We start from the raw sequence: 18771 nt of genomic DNA, 5'->3' as shown, positions 1-18771 counted from the left end.
TTCGGGTTCACTGGGCGGCCAGCCATTTCGCGACCCCGCCGACGGCGTCCTTGCAGCCGCCGCAGCCGGTCGTCGCGCGGGTCGCCCCGGCGAGGGCGGGAACGTCGGTGGCACCGGCACGCCAGGCCTCGACGAGCCGTCCCTTGGTCACCGCGTTGCAGCGGCAGATGACCGCCGATGCGGGCAGATCGGCCGGGCTCGACGCCGACGGCGCCCCGGCGGGCAGCGCACGCCCCAGAAGGACGGCGAGCCGGTCTTCGGGCACCGGTGTGCCCCGGTCGTAGAGTTGCGTGATCGTCGCGGCCGCGTCGGGCAGGCCGAGCAGGATCGCCCCCGCCACCTTGTTTTCGCGGACGACGAGCTTGCCGTAGCGGCAGCCCGCCGGGTCGCTGAAGGTGAGCACCTCGGCGGTCGGGTCGTCCGCGCCGGTCATCGTCTCGCCGAGCGCGGTGAGGTCGATGCCGCGGGCCTTCAGCCGCGTCACCGCCTGGGTGCCGTGGTAGCGCGACGCGGATTTCGTCCCGGTGACCAGATCCGCGACGACGGCGGCCTGTTCCCAAGCGGGCTGCACGAGACCGCCGAAAGCGCCGGGATGCCGGGCGCAGTCGCCGATCGCGTGGATCCGGCCGTCGCTGGTGCGCAGCAGATCGTCGACGACTATGCCGCCGTCGACGGTCAGCCCGGCGTCCACGGCCAGTTTCGTCTCGGCGCGGACACCGGTCGAGACGACGATGAGATCGGCGGGGACGTGCGTGCCGTCGTCGAGTTTGAGCCCGTCGCCGCTGACGTAGCGCGCCGCTCCGACACCGAGCCGGAAGCCGACGCCGAGTTCTTCGAGCTTCCTGGTCAGCACCCGCGCGGATTCCGCGTCCAGCTGACGTTCCATGATGTGCGGCATCGGATGCACGACGGTGACGAGGTTTCCACGCCCAGCGAGGCCCCGCGCCGCCTCCAGGCCGAGGAGCCCGCCGCCGAGTACGGCGACCGGTGCGCCCAGTTTGGCGGCGTCGAGGATCCGGGCGCAGTCGTCGAGCGTGCGGAACGCGACGACGTCCGGACCCGCTTCGAGACCTTCGACCGGCGGCATCCACGGATTGGCTCCGGTGGCGAGCACGAGCGCGTCGTAGTCCACAGTGGACCCGTCGTCGAGGTGTATTCGCCGGGCCGCGCGGTCGATCGCCGTCGCGGCGACCCCGCGGCGCAGATCGGCTCCGGTGCGGGTCGGCCAGTCGTCGTCGTGGAGCCGGACGACCTCGGGTCGCATGGTCCCGGCGACCACCGAAGACAGCAGCACCCGGTTGTAGGCGGCGTGCGTCTCGGCGCCGACGACGGTGAGCCGGACGCGTTCGCCGTCGGGATCGCGGCGGCGGATGTCGTCCGCCAGCCGGGCGCCCGCCATCCCGTATCCGGCGATGACCACCGACCGGGGGCTCACGCGACGACCTCGACGGGGGCGAGCGCGACCGCGCACACCTTGAACTCGGGCATCCGGCTCGTCGGGTCGAGTGCCGGATTGGTCAGCAGGTTCGCCCTGCCCTCACCGGGGAAGTGGAACGGCAGGAACACCAGGTCCGGGCGCAGCGACGGCACGCAACGGACCCGGGCGACGGTCTCCCCGCGCCGGGACCGCACGACCGCGAGGTCGCCCTCGGCCAGCCCCGCCCGGGCGGCGGTGTCGGGATGAACTTCCACGAAGGCCTCCGCTACGACGTCGTTCAGCTCCTTGACCAGCCGGGTCTGCGCCCCGGACTGGTAGTGCTGCAGGACCCGGCCGGTGGTGGCCTGCAAGGGGAATTCGGCGTCGGGCGGCTCGGCCGGGCCGACGTGGTCCACCGGCACGAACCGCGCGCGGCCGTCCGGGTGCGCGAAGGAGCCGAGGAACATCCGCGGCGTGCCGGGATGCGTTTCCGCCGGAACGGGCCAGTACAGCGCCTCGCCGTCGCGGAGCCTGTCGTAGGTGACGCCCGAATAGTCGGCGACACCACCCTTGGACGCCCGGCGGAGCTCGGTGAAGACGGTCTCCGCGTCGGCGGGGAACCGGCCTTCGGGCTGCCCTAGCCGCCAGGCGAGTTCGGAAAGCACGAACAGATCGGTCCGCACGCCGGACGGCGGGTCGATCGCCTTGCGCCGCAGGAGGATCCGGCCTTCGAGATTGGTCATCGTGCCGTCTTCCTCGGCCCACTGGGTGACCGGCAGGACGACGTCGGCCATCGCCGCGGTCTCCGACAGGACGAGGTCCGAGACCACCAGGAAGTCCAAAGAGGACACGTGATCCTGGATCTTTCCCGCCCCGGGGGACGAAACGACGAGGTTGCTGCCGAACACCATCAACGCGCTCGGTCCGTCTTCGGTGCCGAGCGCTTCCAGCAGTTCGACGGCCGAACGCCCCGGACCCGGCAGGGATTCCGGCGGCACACCCCAGACTCCGGCGACGTACGCGCGGGCGGCGGGGTCGTCGATCTTGCGGTAGCCGGGCAGCTGGTCGGCCTTCTGCCCGTGCTCACGTCCGCCCTGTCCGTTGCCCTGGCCGGTCAGGCAGCCGAACCCGGATCCCTTACGACCGGGAAGGCCGAGCGCGAGCGCGAGATTGATCCACGCGTTGACCATCGCCGTGCCGTTGGCGTGCTGTTCGGTGCCGCGTGCGGTGAGGACGTAGGCGTTGCGGGCCGAGGCGAGTTTGGCGGCGACGCGGCGCTGGTCCGCGGCGGAGACCCCGGTGACCTGCTCGACGCGCTCCGGCCACCACGCCGCGACCGAACGCCACAGTTCCTCGAAGCCGTTCGTGCGTTCGTCTATATAGGACTGATCGAGCAGCCCGTCGGCGACGACGGCGTGCAGGATCCCTTGCGCGAGAGCGAGATCGGTGCCGGGCGCGGGCGCGAGGTGCAATCCGGCCAGTTCGGCGGTCGGGGTCCGGCGGGGGTCGACGACGATCAGGTCCGCGCGCTTGAGATGTTGTGTGAACGGCGGCATCGTCTCGGCCGGGTTCGCGCCGATCAGCAGGACGGCGTCGGCGTCGGCGAGATCCGTGACCGGGAACGGCATCCCGCGGTCGGCGCCGAAAGCCTTGATTCCGGCTGCGGCCGCCGAAGACATGCAGAACCGGCCGTTGTAGTCGATCTGCGAGGTACCCAGCGCGACACGGGCGAATTTCCCCAGCAGGTAGGCCTTTTCGTTGGTGAGCCCGCCGCCGCCGAAGACGGCGACCGAGTCGGCGCCCTTGGCCGCGCGGATCCCGGCGAGCCGCCGCGCGACGAGGTCGAGTGCCTGCTCCCAGGTCGCGGGCCGGAGTTCGCCGTCGATGCGGATCAGCGGGGTCGTCAGGCGGGAAGGGGAAGTAAGGAGTTCTCCCGACGTCCAGCCCTTCTGGCACAGACCGCCGGCGTTGACCGGGAAGTCGCGCGGGGTGACCCGGGCGCCGTCGAGGCTCATTCCGCACTGCAAGGCGCAGTACGGGCAGTGCGTGTCCACCGCGGTTCGGGCGGGAGCGGCGAGCGGCACGGGCACCTCCTCCAGGCGTCGATTGCGCCTGAAGGTAGGTAGGCCGTGTTACCTGGAAACTCCTGAATGTTTCAGGCGTTTGACATTGCCCACCCCCGGCGGACGTCACACGGTGAGGTGGCGCGAGGAGCTGAAGGGGCCTTTCCCCGCATGCGACGCGGTGAAGGGAGCTTTCACCTCATGCGACGCGGCGAAAGGCCCCTTCAGCAGCTATACACCCGGTGTATAGACGGTGCGTATACACACTGTGTATAGTCGCCGCATGTCCATCGGGAACACCCTGCTCGGCCTGCTCGAAGCCGGCCCCAAGCACGGTTACGACCTCAAACAGCTCTACGACAAGCAGTTCCGGCAGGACCGCCCGCTGCACTACGGGCAGGTCTATTCGACGCTGAACCGGCTCCTGAAAAACGGTCTCGTCGAAGAGAACGGCGTCGAGGCGGGCGGCGGTCCGGACCGGAAGCGGTACGCGATCACCGACGCCGGCGTCACCAACGTCGAAGAATGGCTGAAAAGCCCGGAAAATCCCTCGGTCTACCTGCAGAACACGCTCTACACCAAGGTCGTGCTCGCGATCCTCTCCGGCCGGGGCGCCCAGGATCTGCTCGACGCCCAGCGTGGCTCCCACCTCCGCGCCATGCGTGAGCTCACCGCCCGCAAAACCGGCGGCGACCTCGCCGACCAGCTCATCTGCGATCACGCGCTGTTCCACCTGGAGGCGGATCTGCGGTGGCTGGAGCTCACCGCGGCCCGCCTCGACGATCTCGCGCGCCAGCTGGCGCACTGAAACCCTGGGGACCACGAAGTGGAAACACCGTTGTTACAAGGGCTGGGCCTGCACAAGGCTTTCGGCCCCGATCAGGCGCTCGCCGGGGCCGGGCTGACGCTCGAAGCCGGGGAGATCGTCGCGATCATGGGCCCGTCGGGCTCGGGGAAGTCGACCCTGCTGCACTGCCTGTCCGGCATCCTGCGCCCCGACCGCGGCGAGGTGCTGTTCCGCGGCCGCGAGCTCGCGAACATGACCGACAGCGAACGCAGTGCCTTGCGGCGCACCGAATTCGGTTTCGTCTTCCAGTTCGGGCAGCTCGTGCCGGAACTGACCTGCCTGGAAAACGTCGCGTTGCCGTTGCGGCTCGGCGGGATGAAACGCCGTCCCGCCGAGCGGCTCGCGCGGGACTGGCTCGACAGGCTGGAAGTCGCCGACTCGGACGACAGCACCCCCGGACAGGTGTCAGGCGGGCAGAGCCAGCGGGTCGCCATGGCCAGGGCGCTGATCACCGAACCGTCGGTGATCTTCGCCGACGAGCCCACGGGCGCGCTGGACACGCTCAGCGGCGAGCGCGTCATGCGCCTGCTTTCCGAGACGGCGAAGCAGACCGACGCCGCCGTCGTCCTGGTCACCCACGAACCGCGGGTGGCCGCCTACTCCGACCGGGAGGTCATCGTGCGGGACGGCCGGACACGTGAACCGGTGGTGACCCGGTGACCGGACGCGAAGACCTGTTGCTGGGGTTCCGGCTGGCCGTCGGGGGTGGCCGGGGCTCGATCGTCAGGCTGGTCCTGGGCGCCGTCGGCATCGGGCTCGCGGTGGCGATCCTGCTGACCGGCGCCTCCGCGGGCACCATCACGGAGAACCGGGACCAGCGGGCGTTCGCCTCGTACGTGCAGAGCAAGCCGATCCCGGGCGTCGCCCCGCTGGCCTACCTCCCGGCGACGACCGACTTCCGCGGTCAGGCGATCTCGCTCGTCCACCTGCGGCCCACCGGGCCGAACTCGCCGATCCCGCCGGGTGTGGACCGGCTGCCCGCGCCGGGCGAGGTCTTCCTTTCGCCGAAGCTGGACGAACTCGTCGCGGCCGACACCAGCGGCCTGCTGCGGCCGCGGCTCCCCGGCAACCCGGTCGGGGTCATCGCCGCGGAGACCATGCTCAATCCGAACGACCTGGTCGCCTACGTCGGCTCAGGCACGCTGCAGTCCGGGCCGATGGTCTACGGCTTCGGCGCCGAGCGCGGCTATGACGACATGGTCGAAAAGGGAGTCCTGGCGCTCCTGCTGATCGGGCTCTTCGTCCTGCTCACACCGGTGTTCATCTTCATCGGGACGATCTCCCGGCTCGGCGGCGCCACCCGGGACCGGCGCCTCGCCGCGTTGCGGCTGGCAGGCTCGTCCGCGGGCCAGCTGCGCCGGATCACCGCGGCGGAATCGCTCGTGGGCGCCGCGGCCGGGCTCGTCACCGGCGCCGCGTTGTTCCTGCTCTTCCGCGGCGCGGTGACGAACTTCCAGGTGTTCCGCTTCGGGCTCTACCCGAAGGACCTCACACCGGCGTGGCCACTGGTCGTGCTGATCGTGCTCCTCGTCCCCGCGCTGACCGTGGTGACGGCGTGGTTCGCCCAGCGGCACACGATCGTCGAACCGCTCGGCGTCGTCCGCGAGTCCGCGCCGCCGAAGCGGCGGTTGTGGTGGCGGCTGCTGCCGGTCGTCGCCGGACTCGCCTTGGTGCTCCCGGATTTCGGCGTGGCGAGCGAACTCGGCCGGGCGGCGCTGATCGCCGGGGTGGTCCTGCTGATGCTCGGGATCCCGGCGCTGCTGCCGTGGCTGCTGGACCGCGTCGTGTCACGGATCAAGGGCGGGTCACCGTCGTTCCAGCTCGCGATCCGCCGCCTGCGGACCGACAGCGGGACGCCGTCGCGGGTGGTCGCGGGCCTCTGCGTGGTGCTCGCCGGGGCGATCGGGTTGCAGAGCCTGATGGCGGGCCAGGTCGCGGCGCAGGACAAGTACCAGGACACGACGGACGGCCGGACGATGGTCTACGCCGAGGGCCCGGTGGCGGACAAGGCGGTGGCCGCGGTACGCGCGGTGCCGGGCTCCGCCGATGTCCAGAGCGTGCGCTCGCTGTTCGTCACCACGAATCCCGCGGACGCCCTCGCCGCGCTCGCTGTCGCCGACTGCCCCACGATCGAAGCGTCGACGGGGGTCACGGGCTGCCGGGACGGCGACGTGTTCACCGAATCGGTGTCACTCCACAAAGGACAGTCGGTGACGCTGACCGACGACACCAAGCGGGAACAGCCCTGGACAGTTCCGGCCACGCCGCGGCCGTTCGGCGGGAAGCCGTCGGGGATCACCCAGTTGCTCGCGGTGCGCGTGTTCGTGACACCGTCGGCGATGGCAGGTACCGACCTGTCCGGCGCCTCGGTCACGGTGAGCCTGCGTGACGGGACCGGGAATCCCGACTTCGTCGAACTGGTGCGGAACTCGGTCGCCCCGCTCGGCTGGGAGGCCACGGTGGCCGCGTACAACGAGAAGCGGATCACCGACGAGGCCCGGATGTTCGGGGACGCGCGGAACATCCTGCTCGGCGGCGCGCTGTTCGTCCTGCTGCTGGCCGGGGTGAGCCTGCTCGTGCTCGCCCAGGAACAGGTGCGGGAACGGCGGCGGGCGCTGGGCGCACTGTCCGCCACCGGGGTCCCGGTGCGCGTGATCCTCCGGTCCCTGGTGTGGCAGAACGGGATCCCGTTGCTGCTGGGGATGGTGATCGCGACGGCCACCGGGATCGGGATCGCCGCGGTGGGCAGGCGGATGTTCTGGGACGCGGTGTACATCGACTGGACCGCGGTCGGGGTGCTCGCCGCGGCGGCGATCGTGATGGTGCTGCTGGTGACGGCGTCCACGCTGCCGTTCGTGCGCTCGGCGGCGAAGGCGGAGAGCCTGCGCACCGAGTGAAAGCCGGTGAAGGCCCCTTCTTCCGAGGAGGGGCCTTCACCGGTCTACAAGACGGCGCTGACGTCGCGGGCGGCGGCGCGGAGGCCGTCGTGCGCCGCTCGCGTCGATCGCGGATCGAGGGCGTTGGCCGCCAAGCGGAAAAGGACGGCCCGCAGGAGAAGCTGGGGCCATTGCGGGAGATGCGCCCAGCGTTCGAGCAGATCGATGGTGGCGCCGCCCCAGGCCAGCGCGTCGACCGCGACGATCGCGGCGCCCCATTCACCGGGCCGGTAGTACGGCACGAAATCGACGATGCCGGGGGCCTCGTCGCCGTCGAACAGCACCCCGGCGAGAAGCTCCCCGTGGACGACCTGGTCCGGCAGGTTGACCGGTCTTCGGGACCCGGCCAGTACCTCGAACCAGCGGCCGCCCTTGTTCTCGTCGAGGGACATGTCCGCCTCGCCCCACGCGAGTTTGTCGGCCAGGGCCTCGATGTCGGTGCGCCGCCCCAGGAAGTCCGGCCGCGGCAGCCCCGCCGTCGCGCGGTGCAGCTTGACCGCCGTGTGCACGACCTCGTCGTACCGGTGCTCGGCCGTGCCCGACACGAACCGGTTCGCCGACCAGCCGCCGACCACCCACCGGCCGTCGCTGGACCGGACCGGCCTCGCGACCCGCAGCCCCGGCTCGTCCACGGCCTCCAGCGCCCGGGCCGTCCACAGGGTCCGCGACTTGTCCACGACCGGCTTCAGCACGAGATCGGCGTAGCGCCAGGCGGTGGTGCCGGGCATCGGCTCCGCGTCACCGTCACGTCCGCCGAACGCCGAACAGACGTGTTCCGGAGGGCTTTCTAGGGTGGCACGCACGGCACGGGACGTTACCTCGTGAACCGTTCCACGAACGAGAAGACGCGCTGGTGACGCGACGTCTCCCCCAGCGCGTGAAGGCCCCCTTCCCTCGGTTCAGCCGAGGGAAGGGGGCCTTCACGCGCATCGGAAAGGGATCAGTAAGTCGGCAGGCTCTGGTCGATCTGCCGCGCCCAGGCCAGTACGCCGCCGCCGAGGTGGGTCGCGTCCTTGAACCCGGCCTGGTGCAGCGCCGCGAGCGCCTCCGCCGAGCGCGCACCCGACTTGCAGTGCAGCACGATGGGCTTGTCCTGCGGCAGTTCCGACAGCGCCTCGCCCGAGAGGATCTTGTCCTTCGGGATCAGCGTCGCGCCCTTGATGTTCACGATCTCGTACTCGTGCGGCTCGCGGACGTCGATGAGGGCGAAGTTGTCGCCGTTGTCGAACTTGGCCTTGAGCTCCGCCGGAGTGATCGTGTGGCCCGAAGCGGCCGAAGCGGCCTCGTCGGACACGACACCGCAGAACGCTTCGTAGTCGATGAGCTCGGTGATCTGCGGGGTCTCCGGATCCTTGCGGATCTTGACCTCGCGGTACTTCATCTCGAGCGCGTCGTAGCTGACGAGCCTGCCCAGCAGCGGCTCACCGATGCCGGTGATCAGCTTGATCGCCTCGTTGACCATGATCGAGCCGATCGACGCGCACAGCACGCCCAGCACGCCACCCTCGGCGCACGACGGGACCATGCCGGGCGGCGGCGGCTCGGGGTAGAGGTCGCGGTAGTTGAGGCCCTTGCCGTTCGGCGCGTTCTCCCAGAACACGCTCGCCTGCCCCTCGAACCGGTAGATCGAGCCCCACACGTAGGGCTTGCCGGTGAGCACGGCGGCGTCGTTGACCAGGTACCGCGTGGCGAAGTTGTCGGTGCCGTCGAGGATCAGGTCGTACTGCTCGAACAGCTCCAGCGCGTTCGACGACTCGAGCCTGTCGGTGTGCAGGTGCACCCTCACGAAGGGGTTGATCTCGGCGATCGACTCCTGCGCCGACGCGGCCTTGAGCTTGCCGATGTCGGACTGGCCGTGGATGACCTGGCGGTGCAGATTCGATTCGTCGACCTCGTCGAAGTCGACGATGCCGAGCGTGCCGACCCCGGCCGCGGCCAGGTACAGCAGCGCGGGGCTGCCGAGGCCACCGGCACCGATGACCAGCACCTTGGCGTTCTTCAACCGCTTCTGCCCGGTCACCCCGACGTCCGGGATGATCAGGTGACGGCTGTACCGGGCCACCTCTTCCTTGGTGAGCTCGGCGGCCGGCTCGACGAGCGGCGGCAGCGTGCCTGACATCGGGTCCTCCATCTCGCGTGGATCGCGGGTCGCATCCCAGTATCTACAACACGGACAGGCGGAAACGACTTCCCCTGTTTCATATCCTGGGATTTTCCAGCAGGTGAGACGGCGAAGACTAAGGTGTCTGATTCGGCCAGGAACCCGGCTTGCAGACGAAACCGTTCGCGGGCACCCGGCCGCGGTCGCCGCCGGGGAGATTGTTCAGCTGCGCCACGAAGTCGTTGGAGACGCCGAAGGTCTGCTGCATCATCACCGGCGCGATCCCGCCGTTGACCTGGCAGCCCACGTGTTTCCCGCCCAGGGCGTGCCCGACCTCGTGATTGATGGCGTACTGGCGATACCCGGTCATGTCGCTCTCGAAGGCCATCGCCCCCCGCACCCAACGGGCGAGGTTGATCACCACGCGCTTGTCGAAGCTAGAGCGGTAGCACGACGTCTCGTAGGTGATCTGGAACATGCAGACGTCCGCGCGATGCGTCGTTTCCGGTGTGGTGAGGCTCACCCGGAAGCTGGGGTTCGGGAAACTCGCGTCCACGCGCTGGAGCGCCTTCTTGCCGTCCCACGTCCAGCTCTTGGGATTGGACAGGGTGCCCTCCACCATCGCGGCGAAGCTGTCGTCGCCCTGATAGCTGGCCGCATCGATGCCGTCCTCGACCTCGATCGTGTAGGTGAACAGCTGCCCCGTGCCCACCTTCTCGCCCTTGCCCGGCACCACGTGATAGGTGCCCTTGCCGGACTGGGTGAAGTCGCCCCCCTTGGGCAGGTCCGCGGTCGGGATCTTGAGATCGACCGGTTTGGCCGGGTTCTCCGGGAGGACGTCGCCGCCTCCGTCGACACCCGCGCCCGGCTCGCCGCCGTTGCCTGCGGAGCCGTCGGCCGAAGTGAGGCTCGCCCCGTCGGTGGCGACCGGTTCGGCGGGGCCGGTGGCGGTGTTGAACACGACCAGCGCGGTGATCACCACCAGGATCGGCAGCGCGTACACCCGCCAGCCGTAGGTCTTGGCGAAGTGGCCGATGCCGCCCTTCGGCTTGCGCTTGGCGGCACCGCCCTTGGCGCTGGGCTCATGCGGCTTCCAGGACGCGCTGAGCGGCTGGGCGCTGGTCCGGCGGCCGCCCGGGCGGTAGCGGTCTTCGTCGAGCCGCTCCGACGGCGGCGGCGACGGCCGGTACTGCCCGGTGCGCGGAACGTCCGAGGTCCTGGGCTGAGGGCGCGCCGAACGGCGGGCGGATGCGGAGTACTGAGACCGCCGACCTTCGCCCTGCGCGTCTTGCTTCACCCGGTCCACGGGCACCAGGGTGCCATAACCGAACTGTGATGTTGTGAGCGACCGGCACAGGGTGCGGCGTGTCCTGCCCACCCGAATGGGCTACCAGGTGCCCGATTCGACCGATTCCCACATCCCCAAAACGGCCTTTGCTACGACATTCGGGCGTTCCATCTGCGCCACATGGCCGGTTCGGGGGAGAACGAGCAACCGGGCGTGCGGAAGTAGCCGAGCGGTGCGCTCGGCGCGCCGGACGGAGATCACCCGGTCGTGCTGCCCCCAGACGACGAGTGTCGGCGTGGCGACCGTCGGCGCGACGGCCCACAGCGACGCGGGTCCGCGTGCCGACCACGTCCGGAAGATGCCGAAAGTGCTGCGGGCGAGCGCGGGGGTGGCCCAGGCGAAAGCGGCGCGGGCGCTGTGCTCCTCTTCGAGCTCGTTCAGTCGGCTCTCGGCGAAGCGTCCCGGATCGGCGAAGCACAGCTTGATGACCTGCATGGCGCGTTCGCGCGGGCCGAGCGCGGCCAGCTGACGGCGCACCCGCGGACCGATCAGCGGCAGGTACGCGAACGCCATCCGCGGGTCGGAAAGCCGCTTCATGCTGGGCCGGAGATCCGGCATCGCGGGCGAGATCAGCGTCAGCGTCTTCACCAGCTCCGGACGGCGGGCCGCGACGAGCAGCGCCACCGCGCCGCCCATCGAGTTGCCGAGCAGGTGCACCGGCCCGGTTTCGAGGCTCTCGATGTGGGTCGCGACGATCTCGGCGTGCGCGTCGAGACTGAAGCTGAACCCGTCCGGCGGCTCCGAATAGCCGAAACCCGGCAAATCGACCGAGGTGCCGCCCGCTTGGGGCGCCAGGAGCGCGGCGAGGTCGGTCCAATTCGTGGACGATCCGCCGAGTCCGTGGACATAAACCGCCGTTTCGGGGCCACCCGGGGTTCGGCGGATGTGCAATTTCACCCCGCCGACACTTATTGTTTCCCCGGGCCAAGGCGGCGGCGCGGGGTCCAGCGACGGCAATGACCTGCGCGAGAGCGGCACGTGGGTCAGCGGCGGGCGGTCCCGGGCGGCACGGGAAACTGAAGACGACACAGCACCAGGATGCCCGACCCTTGGCGGTCCGGCCGTACCGGCGAGTAATCTCGAGTTCACTTCACGCGGCGGTGACCCCGCCCTGCGGAGCCCCGCTCGACTGGAGGAACGATGACCGAAATGGCGCGACTGCAGGCCCGAGGCGTCCGCCTGCCGAGAACGGAACGCCGGGCCCAGCTGCTGGCCGCCGCGCAGCGGGTGTTCGCCGCGAACGGATACCACGCCGCCGCGATGGACGAGATCGCCGAAGAGGCCGGGGTCAGCAAACCGGTTCTCTATCAGCACTTCCCCGGCAAGCTCGACCTCTACATCGCGCTGCTGGAGAGCCACGTCGACGAGTTGGTGCGGCGGGTCAAGGAAGCGCTCGATTCCACGACGGACAACAAGCAGCGCGTCCCGGCGACGGTCGGCGCGTTCTTCGACTTCGTGAACAACGACGCCGGCGCGTTCCGCATGGTCTTCGAGTCCGATCTGCGCGGCGAGCCCGCCGTGCAGGAGGCGGTGGACCGCGCGACGTCGGCCAGCGTCGACGCGATCACCGAGACCATCACCGCCGACGCGGGCCTCGACGAGGACAAGGCGCGGCTGCTCGCCGTCGGCCTCGTCGGTCTCTCGCAGGTCAGCGCGCGGTTCTGGCTGGCGCACCACAAGTCGATGAGCAAGGAAGAGGCCGTCGCGCTCACCGCCAACCTCGCCTGGCGAGGCATCGGCGGTGGTTTCCCGCTGCAGCACTGACTCCGCGTCGCGTCAGCGTCCGTGCGGTCGGATCCGGAGGAGCTGTGTGGAAATAGGGACACTCGACGTCCCGATTTCCACACAGCCCACCCAAAGCCACTCACGCACGGCCGGGGAGCAAGGGACCTTTGCTCTCGCGTTGGTCCATCCAGCGGCATCGTGAGGGGCCTGGTTTCGGCTATGAATCGAGCGACCGCGTTGCCGATCCGCGAGGAGTAGCCCATGCCCCACATCGCGCTCGACGAGAACCTGCCCGGTATCTCCGCTCTGTTCGCCTACCGCCCGGAGACGGCGGCGCCGCTCGGGCAACTCGCCGAGGTCCTGCTTCGCGGCCCGAGCAGCCTCAGCGTGGGTGAACGCGAGCTGATCGGCGCGGTCGTCTCGCGCGGCAACGACTGCACGTTCTGCTCCCGCAGTCACGCGGCCGTCGCCGCCGAAGCGCTCGAAGGCGGCATGCCGGTCGTCGAGGCGGCGTGGCAGGACGTCGACGGCGCACCCGTGTCGGCGAAGGTGAAGGCGCTCCTGCATGTCGCGCTTGCTGTCCGCGAAGGCGGGAAGTCCGTGAGCGAAGACCTGATCGCGGCCGCTCGCACCGAGGGGGCGACGGACGTCGAAATCCATGACACGGTGCTGATCGCGGCCGCTTTCTGCATGTTCAACCGCTACGTCGACGGGCTGGCGACCCTCGCCCCGGACGACCAGGACGCCTACAAGGCCACGGGCATCCGCCTGCTGGAGGACGGCTACACGCGCCTCTGAAAGGTGCCCGGATGGTGTTCCCGATGTCGCATTCGAGTCGCTGAGCGTCTCAGATGCGACATCGGGAACATCGACAGCCGGGGTGAGCAAGGGACCTTTGCTATCGCTTGCCCCACCGAGAGCGATAGCAAAGGTCCCCCGCTCTCTAGACCCTCGCGGAGCTGCGGACCAGAGCCGCGATGCGGGCCGAGACCTCTTGCGCGCGTTCCTGCGGAAGCATGTGCCCCGCGCCGGGGTACCGCACGAATTCGGCGTCCGGCAGCGCGTCGGCGATGACCTTGGCGTGCGTCGTCGGGCACAGCCGGTCCCGCTCCCCCGACAGCACGATCACCGGTTTCCCCTGCAGCGCGGCGAGCGTGACACGGCAGTCGTGCCGTGAGATCGCGTCCTGGAATCCCGCGACGCTCGCCGGATGCGCGCACAACAACTGCTCGGCGACCGAGTCCAGATCCGCCCGCTGCGGCCGCCGCCCGAAGACGAGCAGGCGCGCGCCCGGGCGCACCATCGACAGCGGCAACGGCAAGGCGTCCCGGCGGTTCTTCGCGAGCAGCTTCGCGAGCCGCCGTTCGAACCTCGCCGCGCCGCTGCCCGCGATCCCCGGCAGGCCGAGGGTGATCCGGTCCATCTCACCGGACGACGTGGCGACGAACGCGACCCCGGCGACGCGCCGGGCCACGAGTTCGGGATGACTGCGGGAAAGTTCCATGATCGTCATGCCGCCCATGGAGTGCCCCGCCAGCACGATCGGGCCGTTCGGCACGCGGTCTTCGATCAGTTCGGCGAGGTCGTTCGCCAACGTCGGGATCGTCGCCGTACCCGGCTTCGCAGGCGCGGAACCACCGTGCCCGCGCAGGTCGTAGCGCAGGATCCGGACGGAGTCGCCGAGCCTCGCCACCACGCTGTCCCAGGTCCGGTGGTCCTGGGTCCAGCCGTGCACGAGGATCAGCGTGAGTTCGGAGTCGGCGGGACCGCTCGTCTCGACGTGCAGTGCGGTGCCGTCACCGGTCACGAACCGGTGCTCCCGGGACGGATCCCAGGAGACGGAACCACGCTGCTTGACGCCCCTCATCGCTTCCCCGGCAGCAGGAACGACTTGCGCCAGAAGTACATGCCGGGTTTGCCGACCAGACCGGATTCCTGCAGGAACGGCATGATCTTCTCGCCAGCCCACCGCACGCTCTCCTGCCAGTGCGGGTTGCTCATCGCGGCTTCCACGCCTTCGCGCGGCCGGATGCCGACGGCCTTGTAGACGCGCGGGTTGATGAAGGCCCGCGTCACGAAGTACGAAATGAGCGCGATGATGAACTGCTGGTAGACGATTTCCTTCTTCGTCAGCTTCGCCATGCCGCGAGTGACTTCTTCGCGGGCGAAGGTGACGTGCCGGGCTTCTTCGAGCACGTGGATGCGGTTGACCATGCGCACCAGCGGCTGGATGTCCGGGTCGTTCATCTGCTCGCGCTGAAGCCGGTCGAGGACCTCTTCGGCGACGAGGATCGCGCCGTAGCGCGCGGGGCCGTAGCTGATCGACGGCATCAGTTTCGCCAGCCGCCGCAGCCACGGCACCGGTCCGTAGGACGGGCAGCCGATCCGCGACGCCATCCGCGCGAACATCGTCGAGTGACGGCATTCGTCCGCGATCTCGGTCAGCGCGTACTGCGCGTGCGAGCTGGTCGGGTCTTCGTCGTAGACCTCCTTGAGCAGCATCTGCATCAGGAGGATTTCGAACCACAGCCCGGTCGTGGCGACGCTCGCGACCTCGTGCTTGCCGAGTTCGATGCGCTGCTCTTCGGACAGCGAATCCCACAGCTTGGTGCCGTAGAGCGAGGAGCGGTGTGCCGGGATGAAGCGCTTCCCGTCCACGAGAGGAGCGTTCCAGTCGATGTCGACGTCGGGGTCGTAGAACTTGTTGGCGGAGGACTTGAGCAGCCGCTCGGCTGTCTTCTCCCGGTCTGTTTCCTTCAGCGCCCGCGTCATTGCCGACACACCCCTATCTGTAACTCGCGGTAACAGTTACCTCTGGTAGCATGACTCGGGTGATCGAACGTGTCAAGCGCAACAGCAAGCAGTCGAGCAAGCACCCCACGGCGGGTGAGGCCGACACGGGCGACGCCCGTCGCGACCGCTGGCGCAAGCACCGGATCGCGCGCCGCGCGGAGTTCGTCGAGGCCGCCCTCCGCGCGCTCGACACGCACGGCCCGGACCTCGGCATGGAAGACGTCGCCGCCGAAGCGGGCGTCACGAAACCCGTGCTGTACAGGCACTTCGACGACAAAGCCGATCTGTATGTCGCGCTCGGGCAGCGCGGCACGGAGATCCTCTTCCAACGGCTGATCCCGGCCATCAACTCCGAGCTGGCCCCGGTCCCCCGGATCCGGATGGCGCTCGACGCGTTCTTCAGCGTCATCGAGGAGCACCCCAACCTCTACCGCTTGCTCGCCCGCGGCGGCCTGCAGGAGAAGGTGCTCGTCAAGTCCGACGTCGTCGCCGAGGACAAAGAACTGATCGCCACCGCGCTCACCGCGCTGCTCGGCGACTACATGCGGATGTTCAACATGGACTCCGGCGCCGCCGAACCGTGGGCGCACGGCATCGTCGGCATGGTGCAGAGCACCGGCGAATGGTGGCTGGACCGGCGCTCGATGGGCCGCGACAGCGTCGTCGAATACCTGACGCAGATCATCTGGGCCGCGATCGACGGCCTCTCCCGGCAGCAGGGCATCGTCATCGACCCGAATCTGCCGCTCGAAGAGAACAAGGTCGTCCAGATGCGGAAGACCCAGGAAAAGCAGGTGGAGGGGCAATGAGCGAGCACGACGAAGACGGCTACGCCGGCGAAGCGGTCCTCGTGATCGACGGGACCGAGATCGCGGCCACGGTCGACCTGCGGGGCTACTTCCAGCCCATCGACGGGTACTACCGCTGGTACGGCCGCGTGGCCACCAACGAGCAGGTGTCCGCGGCCGCCGACGGCAAGAAGACCGCCGTCGAGATCCGCGCGGGCGAGTACAGCGCGAAGGGCGAGCTCTCCGACCCGGACCCGTGGGACCGCTACCGCATCATGGGCACCAGCACGCCGCCGTTCCACGTGCCGACCAGCCTCGAAGAACTGAACGAGCTCAACGCCTGACCCCAGTACGTGAAGGCCCCCTTCCTTGCGTCTAGCGCAAGGAAGGGGGCCTTCACGTACTTAGAGGTGCGTCAGCCCCGCCGCTGAGCGGGCACCCGAGCCGCGTCGAACAGGTACTTCGGCCAGCTCGACAGCTTGTTCATCGCCCATTCCAGCGGCCCGCGCCCGATGAACTTCCGCCACAGCACCGCGGCGGTCAGCGCGACCACCGAGAACTCGACGAAGTGCAGCACGCTGAAGATCGAATCGCCGTCGCTCTCGTCCCACAGCAGCGCGATCGCCACGAAATGCAGCACGTACGCGCTCAGTACCCGCCCGCCCAGATCCGAAAGCGGCCGCAGCACCCGCTCGAACTTCGGCATCAGCAGCTGGCAGCCACCGATCACCGCCGCCGCGATCCCGATCGAGATCAGCAGGTCGAACGGCGTGTACGAGGTCCCGGTCGGCAGCAGCTCCCAGGCCCAGCTGGTGGTCGGCGGCGTGCCGTGGATCCAGGTCTGGTGGAGCCGGAAGAACTCCGACGGCGTCATGCCCGCCTGCGCGGCGGCCGGTTCCAGTGAGCGGTAGACGGCCTGCATGCCACCGAGCGGCCCGGTCGCGATCCAGGACACGACATACCCGCCCACCGCGAGCGCCGAGCCGCCGAAGAACAGCCGTCGGCACACGCTGCGCGAGGTCAGGTCCATCCGCCCGAGGGACATCCCGGCGAACACGTACGCCATCAGCGTCAACGCGGGGAACGTCCCGGTGAGGACGAGAACGGTCGCGGCCTTCAGCAACCCCGTCGAGGTGACGTCGTCCGCGGTCAGGTCCGGCGCGAAGAACAGCAGGTCGCGGGGAAGCAGCTGAGCCCTGATCAGATGCGAGAGCAGCGGTCCGGCCACGGCGACGGCGACAGCGGCGATCGCCAGTGCCTTCGCGCTCGCGCGCAGCCATGGGATCGCGAACAGGAAACAGGCCCCGTAGTAGGCCAGGATCACCATGTAGCCGGTCTCGAGGCTGGTCAGCCACAGCCCCAGCGCCACCAGAAGCGGTGCGCGGGTCGCCAGCTTGAGCGCGACGCGCGTCCGGTCGCGGCCCAGTTTCGGGCGGCGTCCGCCGGACATCAGCGCGATCGAGACTCCGGCCAGCACCGCGAACAGCGCCGCGGAGTGGCCTTCGAACGGCTTGAACAGCACCCCGACGCCGCCTTTGGCGGGATCGGGGCCGACATGCACCGCGTACATGCCGAGTACGGCCAGACCACGGGCGACGTCGATACCGGTCAGCCGCCCCGCGACCCGCTTGCCTTGTTCGGGAACAGTGCGCACGCTGTCGACCAGCGCGCGGTCCATCACAGTGACGCCGTCCACCTCATTTCTCGGCTAGCCCCCTGCCGTCCCCGCCATAGCGTGACGATCAAATCTGAGAGCTGGCTGAGACGCAGCGGTGACGCCACTGTGACATCCGACTACAACCCGATCGGGTTAACCACCAACAGCGAAGCCGACCTTGCGAACATCCGACGGCGCGATCTCGACGTAGGCGATCCGGTCGGTGGGCACGATGTACTTACGGCCCTTTTCGTCGTCGAGGCGGAAGATCCCGTCGCCGGCCCTCAAGGCGTTCGCGACCAGTTCCTCGACCTCGTCGGGTGACTGGCTGCTGGACACCACGAGCTCTCGCGGCGTGTCCTTGATGCCGATCTTGACCTCCACGTGGGACCTCCGCTTGAAGTTCGAAATTACTTGTCCGACCAGGCTAGCCGACCCGGCGTCAGCCGAGCCCCAGTACCTGCATGCGCTTGGTGTGCCCCTGCTGCAACCGGCGGAACAGCGCGGCGATTCCCGAGAGGTCGCCCGACCCCTCGACGATCAGCTCGGCGAGCCCGTCCCGCTCGGCGACCACGTACTGGGCCTGCGTCAACGCCTCGCCCAGCAGGCGGCGGCCCCACAGCGCGAGCTTGTCGCGTGCCTTCGGGTCGGCCTCGATCCCGGCCGCGACTTCGCGCTCGGCGAACGCGGAATGCCCCGTGTCGGCGAGCACGGTGAGCACCAGATCCTTGGTCTCGGGGTCGAGCCAGCTGGCCATCTCGCGGTAGAGATCCGCCGCGAGGCCGTCGCCGACGTAGGCCTTCACCAGGGACTCGAGCCAGGAGCGCGGCGCCGTGGAGGCATGCCACGCGTCGATGTGCCCGACGAACGGCCGCATCGCGTCCTCGATCGCGACGCCGTGCCCCGCGAGATGCTTGGTGAGCAGGTCGTAGTGCCCGATCTCGGCGGCGGCCATGGACGCCAGCGCGGCCCGGCCGGACAGTGTCGGCGCGGTGCGCGCGTCCTCCGCCATACGATCGAATGCGGACAATTCCCCATAGGCGAGTACGCCGAGCAAATCGACTACGCCTTCACTGATCTGCTTTGCCTCCGTCAC

Annotated in this window: 18 protein-coding genes; 7 read left to right on the top strand and 11 right to left on the bottom strand. The window is 69.3% G+C overall.

Features of this window, described 5'->3' with window-relative positions; translation table 11 throughout:
* Positions 1 to 7: 7 nt before the first annotated feature.
* Positions 8 to 1435 (bottom strand): FAD-dependent oxidoreductase, encoded by a 1428-nt coding sequence (locus tag ACLJRM_RS13715; protein WP_410663136.1) that lies wholly within the window; start codon positions 1433 to 1435, stop codon positions 8 to 10.
* The gene (locus tag ACLJRM_RS13710; protein ID WP_410663135.1) at positions 1432 to 3501 is read right to left on the bottom strand and encodes a molybdopterin oxidoreductase family protein; all 2070 of its coding nucleotides are present in this window, start codon (positions 3499 to 3501) and stop codon (positions 1432 to 1434) included. Before ACLJRM_RS13710 ends, ACLJRM_RS13715 begins: the two co-directional genes overlap by 4 nt.
* 262 nt (positions 3502 to 3763) lie before the next feature.
* Between ACLJRM_RS13710 and ACLJRM_RS13705 the strand changes: the two genes are divergently transcribed.
* Genes ACLJRM_RS13705 through ACLJRM_RS13695 form a run of 3 tightly spaced genes read left to right on the top strand, consistent with a single transcriptional unit; the run spans position 3764 to position 7224 of the window.
* Complete coding sequence (locus tag ACLJRM_RS13705; RefSeq protein WP_101612526.1) at positions 3764 to 4288, top strand: PadR family transcriptional regulator; 525 nt, start codon at positions 3764 to 3766, stop codon at positions 4286 to 4288.
* Between the two features lie 18 nt (positions 4289 to 4306).
* On the top strand, positions 4307 to 4987 hold the full coding sequence (locus ACLJRM_RS13700) for an ABC transporter ATP-binding protein (protein ID WP_410663134.1): 681 nt from the start codon (positions 4307 to 4309) through the stop codon (positions 4985 to 4987).
* Positions 4984 to 7224, top strand: coding sequence for an FtsX-like permease family protein (locus ACLJRM_RS13695; RefSeq protein ID WP_410663133.1), 2241 nt, complete (start codon positions 4984 to 4986; stop codon positions 7222 to 7224). The genes ACLJRM_RS13700 and ACLJRM_RS13695 overlap by 4 nt, the downstream gene beginning before the upstream one ends.
* A gap of 44 nt (positions 7225 to 7268) precedes the next feature.
* On the opposite strand, the gene ACLJRM_RS13690 is transcribed toward ACLJRM_RS13695, so the two are convergent.
* The 4 genes from ACLJRM_RS13690 to ACLJRM_RS13675 form a co-directional block, all read right to left on the bottom strand.
* Positions 7269 to 8066 (bottom strand): TIGR02569 family protein, encoded by a 798-nt coding sequence (locus ACLJRM_RS13690; protein ID WP_410605411.1) that lies wholly within the window; start codon positions 8064 to 8066, stop codon positions 7269 to 7271.
* A 137-nt stretch (positions 8067 to 8203) separates the two neighbouring features.
* Positions 8204 to 9382 carry an adenylyltransferase/sulfurtransferase MoeZ gene (gene moeZ, locus ACLJRM_RS13685; protein ID WP_101612522.1) on the bottom strand — a complete coding sequence of 393 codons (1179 nt, stop codon included), beginning with the start codon at positions 9380 to 9382 and terminating at the stop codon, positions 8204 to 8206.
* Positions 9383 to 9500: 118 nt separating this feature from the next.
* Positions 9501 to 10670: a DUF3152 domain-containing protein gene (locus ACLJRM_RS13680; RefSeq protein WP_410663132.1), complete on the bottom strand. Its 1170-nt coding sequence runs from the start codon at positions 10668 to 10670 to the stop codon at positions 9501 to 9503.
* Between the two features lie 81 nt (positions 10671 to 10751).
* Positions 10752 to 11609: an alpha/beta fold hydrolase gene (locus tag ACLJRM_RS13675; protein ID WP_168214653.1), complete on the bottom strand. Its 858-nt coding sequence runs from the start codon at positions 11607 to 11609 to the stop codon at positions 10752 to 10754.
* Between the two features lie 243 nt (positions 11610 to 11852).
* Here ACLJRM_RS13675 and ACLJRM_RS13670 point away from each other — a divergent pair, with 243 nt between their 5' ends.
* Both ACLJRM_RS13670 and ACLJRM_RS13665 read left to right on the top strand, forming a co-directional pair.
* Positions 11853 to 12476, top strand: a complete 624-nt coding sequence (locus ACLJRM_RS13670) for a TetR/AcrR family transcriptional regulator (RefSeq protein ID WP_101612519.1) — start codon at positions 11853 to 11855, stop codon at positions 12474 to 12476.
* 222 nt (positions 12477 to 12698) lie between these two features.
* Positions 12699 to 13235, top strand: a complete 537-nt coding sequence (locus ACLJRM_RS13665; RefSeq protein ID WP_101612518.1) for a carboxymuconolactone decarboxylase family protein — start codon at positions 12699 to 12701, stop codon at positions 13233 to 13235.
* Between the two features lie 145 nt (positions 13236 to 13380).
* Here ACLJRM_RS13665 and ACLJRM_RS13660 read toward each other — a convergent pair whose 3' ends face one another.
* Both ACLJRM_RS13660 and ACLJRM_RS13655 read right to left on the bottom strand, forming a co-directional pair.
* The gene (locus tag ACLJRM_RS13660; protein ID WP_410663131.1) at positions 13381 to 14304 is read right to left on the bottom strand and encodes an alpha/beta fold hydrolase; all 924 of its coding nucleotides are present in this window, start codon (positions 14302 to 14304) and stop codon (positions 13381 to 13383) included.
* Positions 14301 to 15209, bottom strand: coding sequence for an AurF N-oxygenase family protein (locus ACLJRM_RS13655; RefSeq protein WP_168214502.1), 909 nt, complete (start codon positions 15207 to 15209; stop codon positions 14301 to 14303). Before ACLJRM_RS13655 ends, ACLJRM_RS13660 begins: the two co-directional genes overlap by 4 nt.
* Before the next feature lie 50 nt (positions 15210 to 15259).
* Here ACLJRM_RS13655 and ACLJRM_RS13650 point away from each other — a divergent pair, with 50 nt between their 5' ends.
* Together ACLJRM_RS13650 and ACLJRM_RS13645 are read left to right on the top strand one after the other, a co-directional pair.
* Positions 15260 to 16039 carry a TetR/AcrR family transcriptional regulator gene (locus ACLJRM_RS13650; RefSeq protein WP_410663130.1) on the top strand — a complete coding sequence of 260 codons (780 nt, stop codon included), beginning with the start codon at positions 15260 to 15262 and terminating at the stop codon, positions 16037 to 16039.
* The gene (locus ACLJRM_RS13645) at positions 16036 to 16362 is read left to right on the top strand and encodes a DUF4873 domain-containing protein (RefSeq protein WP_101612514.1); all 327 of its coding nucleotides are present in this window, start codon (positions 16036 to 16038) and stop codon (positions 16360 to 16362) included. The genes ACLJRM_RS13650 and ACLJRM_RS13645 overlap by 4 nt, the downstream gene beginning before the upstream one ends.
* A gap of 71 nt (positions 16363 to 16433) precedes the next feature.
* On the opposite strand, the gene ACLJRM_RS13640 is transcribed toward ACLJRM_RS13645, so the two are convergent.
* The 3 genes from ACLJRM_RS13640 to ACLJRM_RS13630 form a co-directional block, all read right to left on the bottom strand.
* Positions 16434 to 17714, bottom strand: a complete 1281-nt coding sequence (locus tag ACLJRM_RS13640; RefSeq protein ID WP_101612513.1) for a heparan-alpha-glucosaminide N-acetyltransferase domain-containing protein — start codon at positions 17712 to 17714, stop codon at positions 16434 to 16436.
* Positions 17715 to 17828: 114 nt separating this feature from the next.
* Entirely contained in the window at positions 17829 to 18059 is a 231-nt protein-coding gene (locus tag ACLJRM_RS13635; RefSeq protein ID WP_005167610.1) for a DUF3107 domain-containing protein, read from the bottom strand.
* Between the two features lie 58 nt (positions 18060 to 18117).
* The gene (locus ACLJRM_RS13630; RefSeq protein WP_034313407.1) at positions 18118 to 18771 is read right to left on the bottom strand and encodes a ferritin-like fold-containing protein; all 654 of its coding nucleotides are present in this window, start codon (positions 18769 to 18771) and stop codon (positions 18118 to 18120) included.

Source organism: Amycolatopsis sp. lyj-84 (assembly GCF_046549075.1).
Lineage (GTDB): Bacteria > Actinomycetota > Actinomycetes > Mycobacteriales > Pseudonocardiaceae > Amycolatopsis.
The sequence above is the reverse complement of the archived record's forward strand: the minus strand, read 5'-3'. Positions and strand labels throughout refer to the sequence as shown.

Bases quoted from the DNA above. Each gene is read 5' to 3' on its own strand.
- ACLJRM_RS13705 (WP_101612526.1), top strand. From the start codon at position 3,764: ATGTCCATCGGGAACACCCTGCTCGGCCTGCTCGAAGCCGGCCCCAAG.
- ACLJRM_RS13665 (WP_101612518.1), top strand. From the start codon at position 12,699: ATGCCCCACATCGCGCTCGACGAGAACCTGCCCGGTATCTCCGCTCTG.
- ACLJRM_RS13645 (WP_101612514.1), top strand. From the start codon at position 16,036: ATGAGCGAGCACGACGAAGACGGCTACGCCGGCGAAGCGGTCCTCGTG.
- ACLJRM_RS13670 (WP_101612519.1), top strand. From the start codon at position 11,853: ATGACCGAAATGGCGCGACTGCAGGCCCGAGGCGTCCGCCTGCCGAGA.
- ACLJRM_RS13650 (WP_410663130.1), top strand. From the start codon at position 15,260: ATGACTCGGGTGATCGAACGTGTCAAGCGCAACAGCAAGCAGTCGAGC.
- ACLJRM_RS13655 (WP_168214502.1), bottom strand. From the start codon at position 15,209: ATGACGCGGGCGCTGAAGGAAACAGACCGGGAGAAGACAGCCGAGCGG.
- moeZ (WP_101612522.1), bottom strand. From the start codon at position 9,382: ATGTCAGGCACGCTGCCGCCGCTCGTCGAGCCGGCCGCCGAGCTCACC.
- ACLJRM_RS13660 (WP_410663131.1), bottom strand. From the start codon at position 14,304: ATGAGGGGCGTCAAGCAGCGTGGTTCCGTCTCCTGGGATCCGTCCCGG.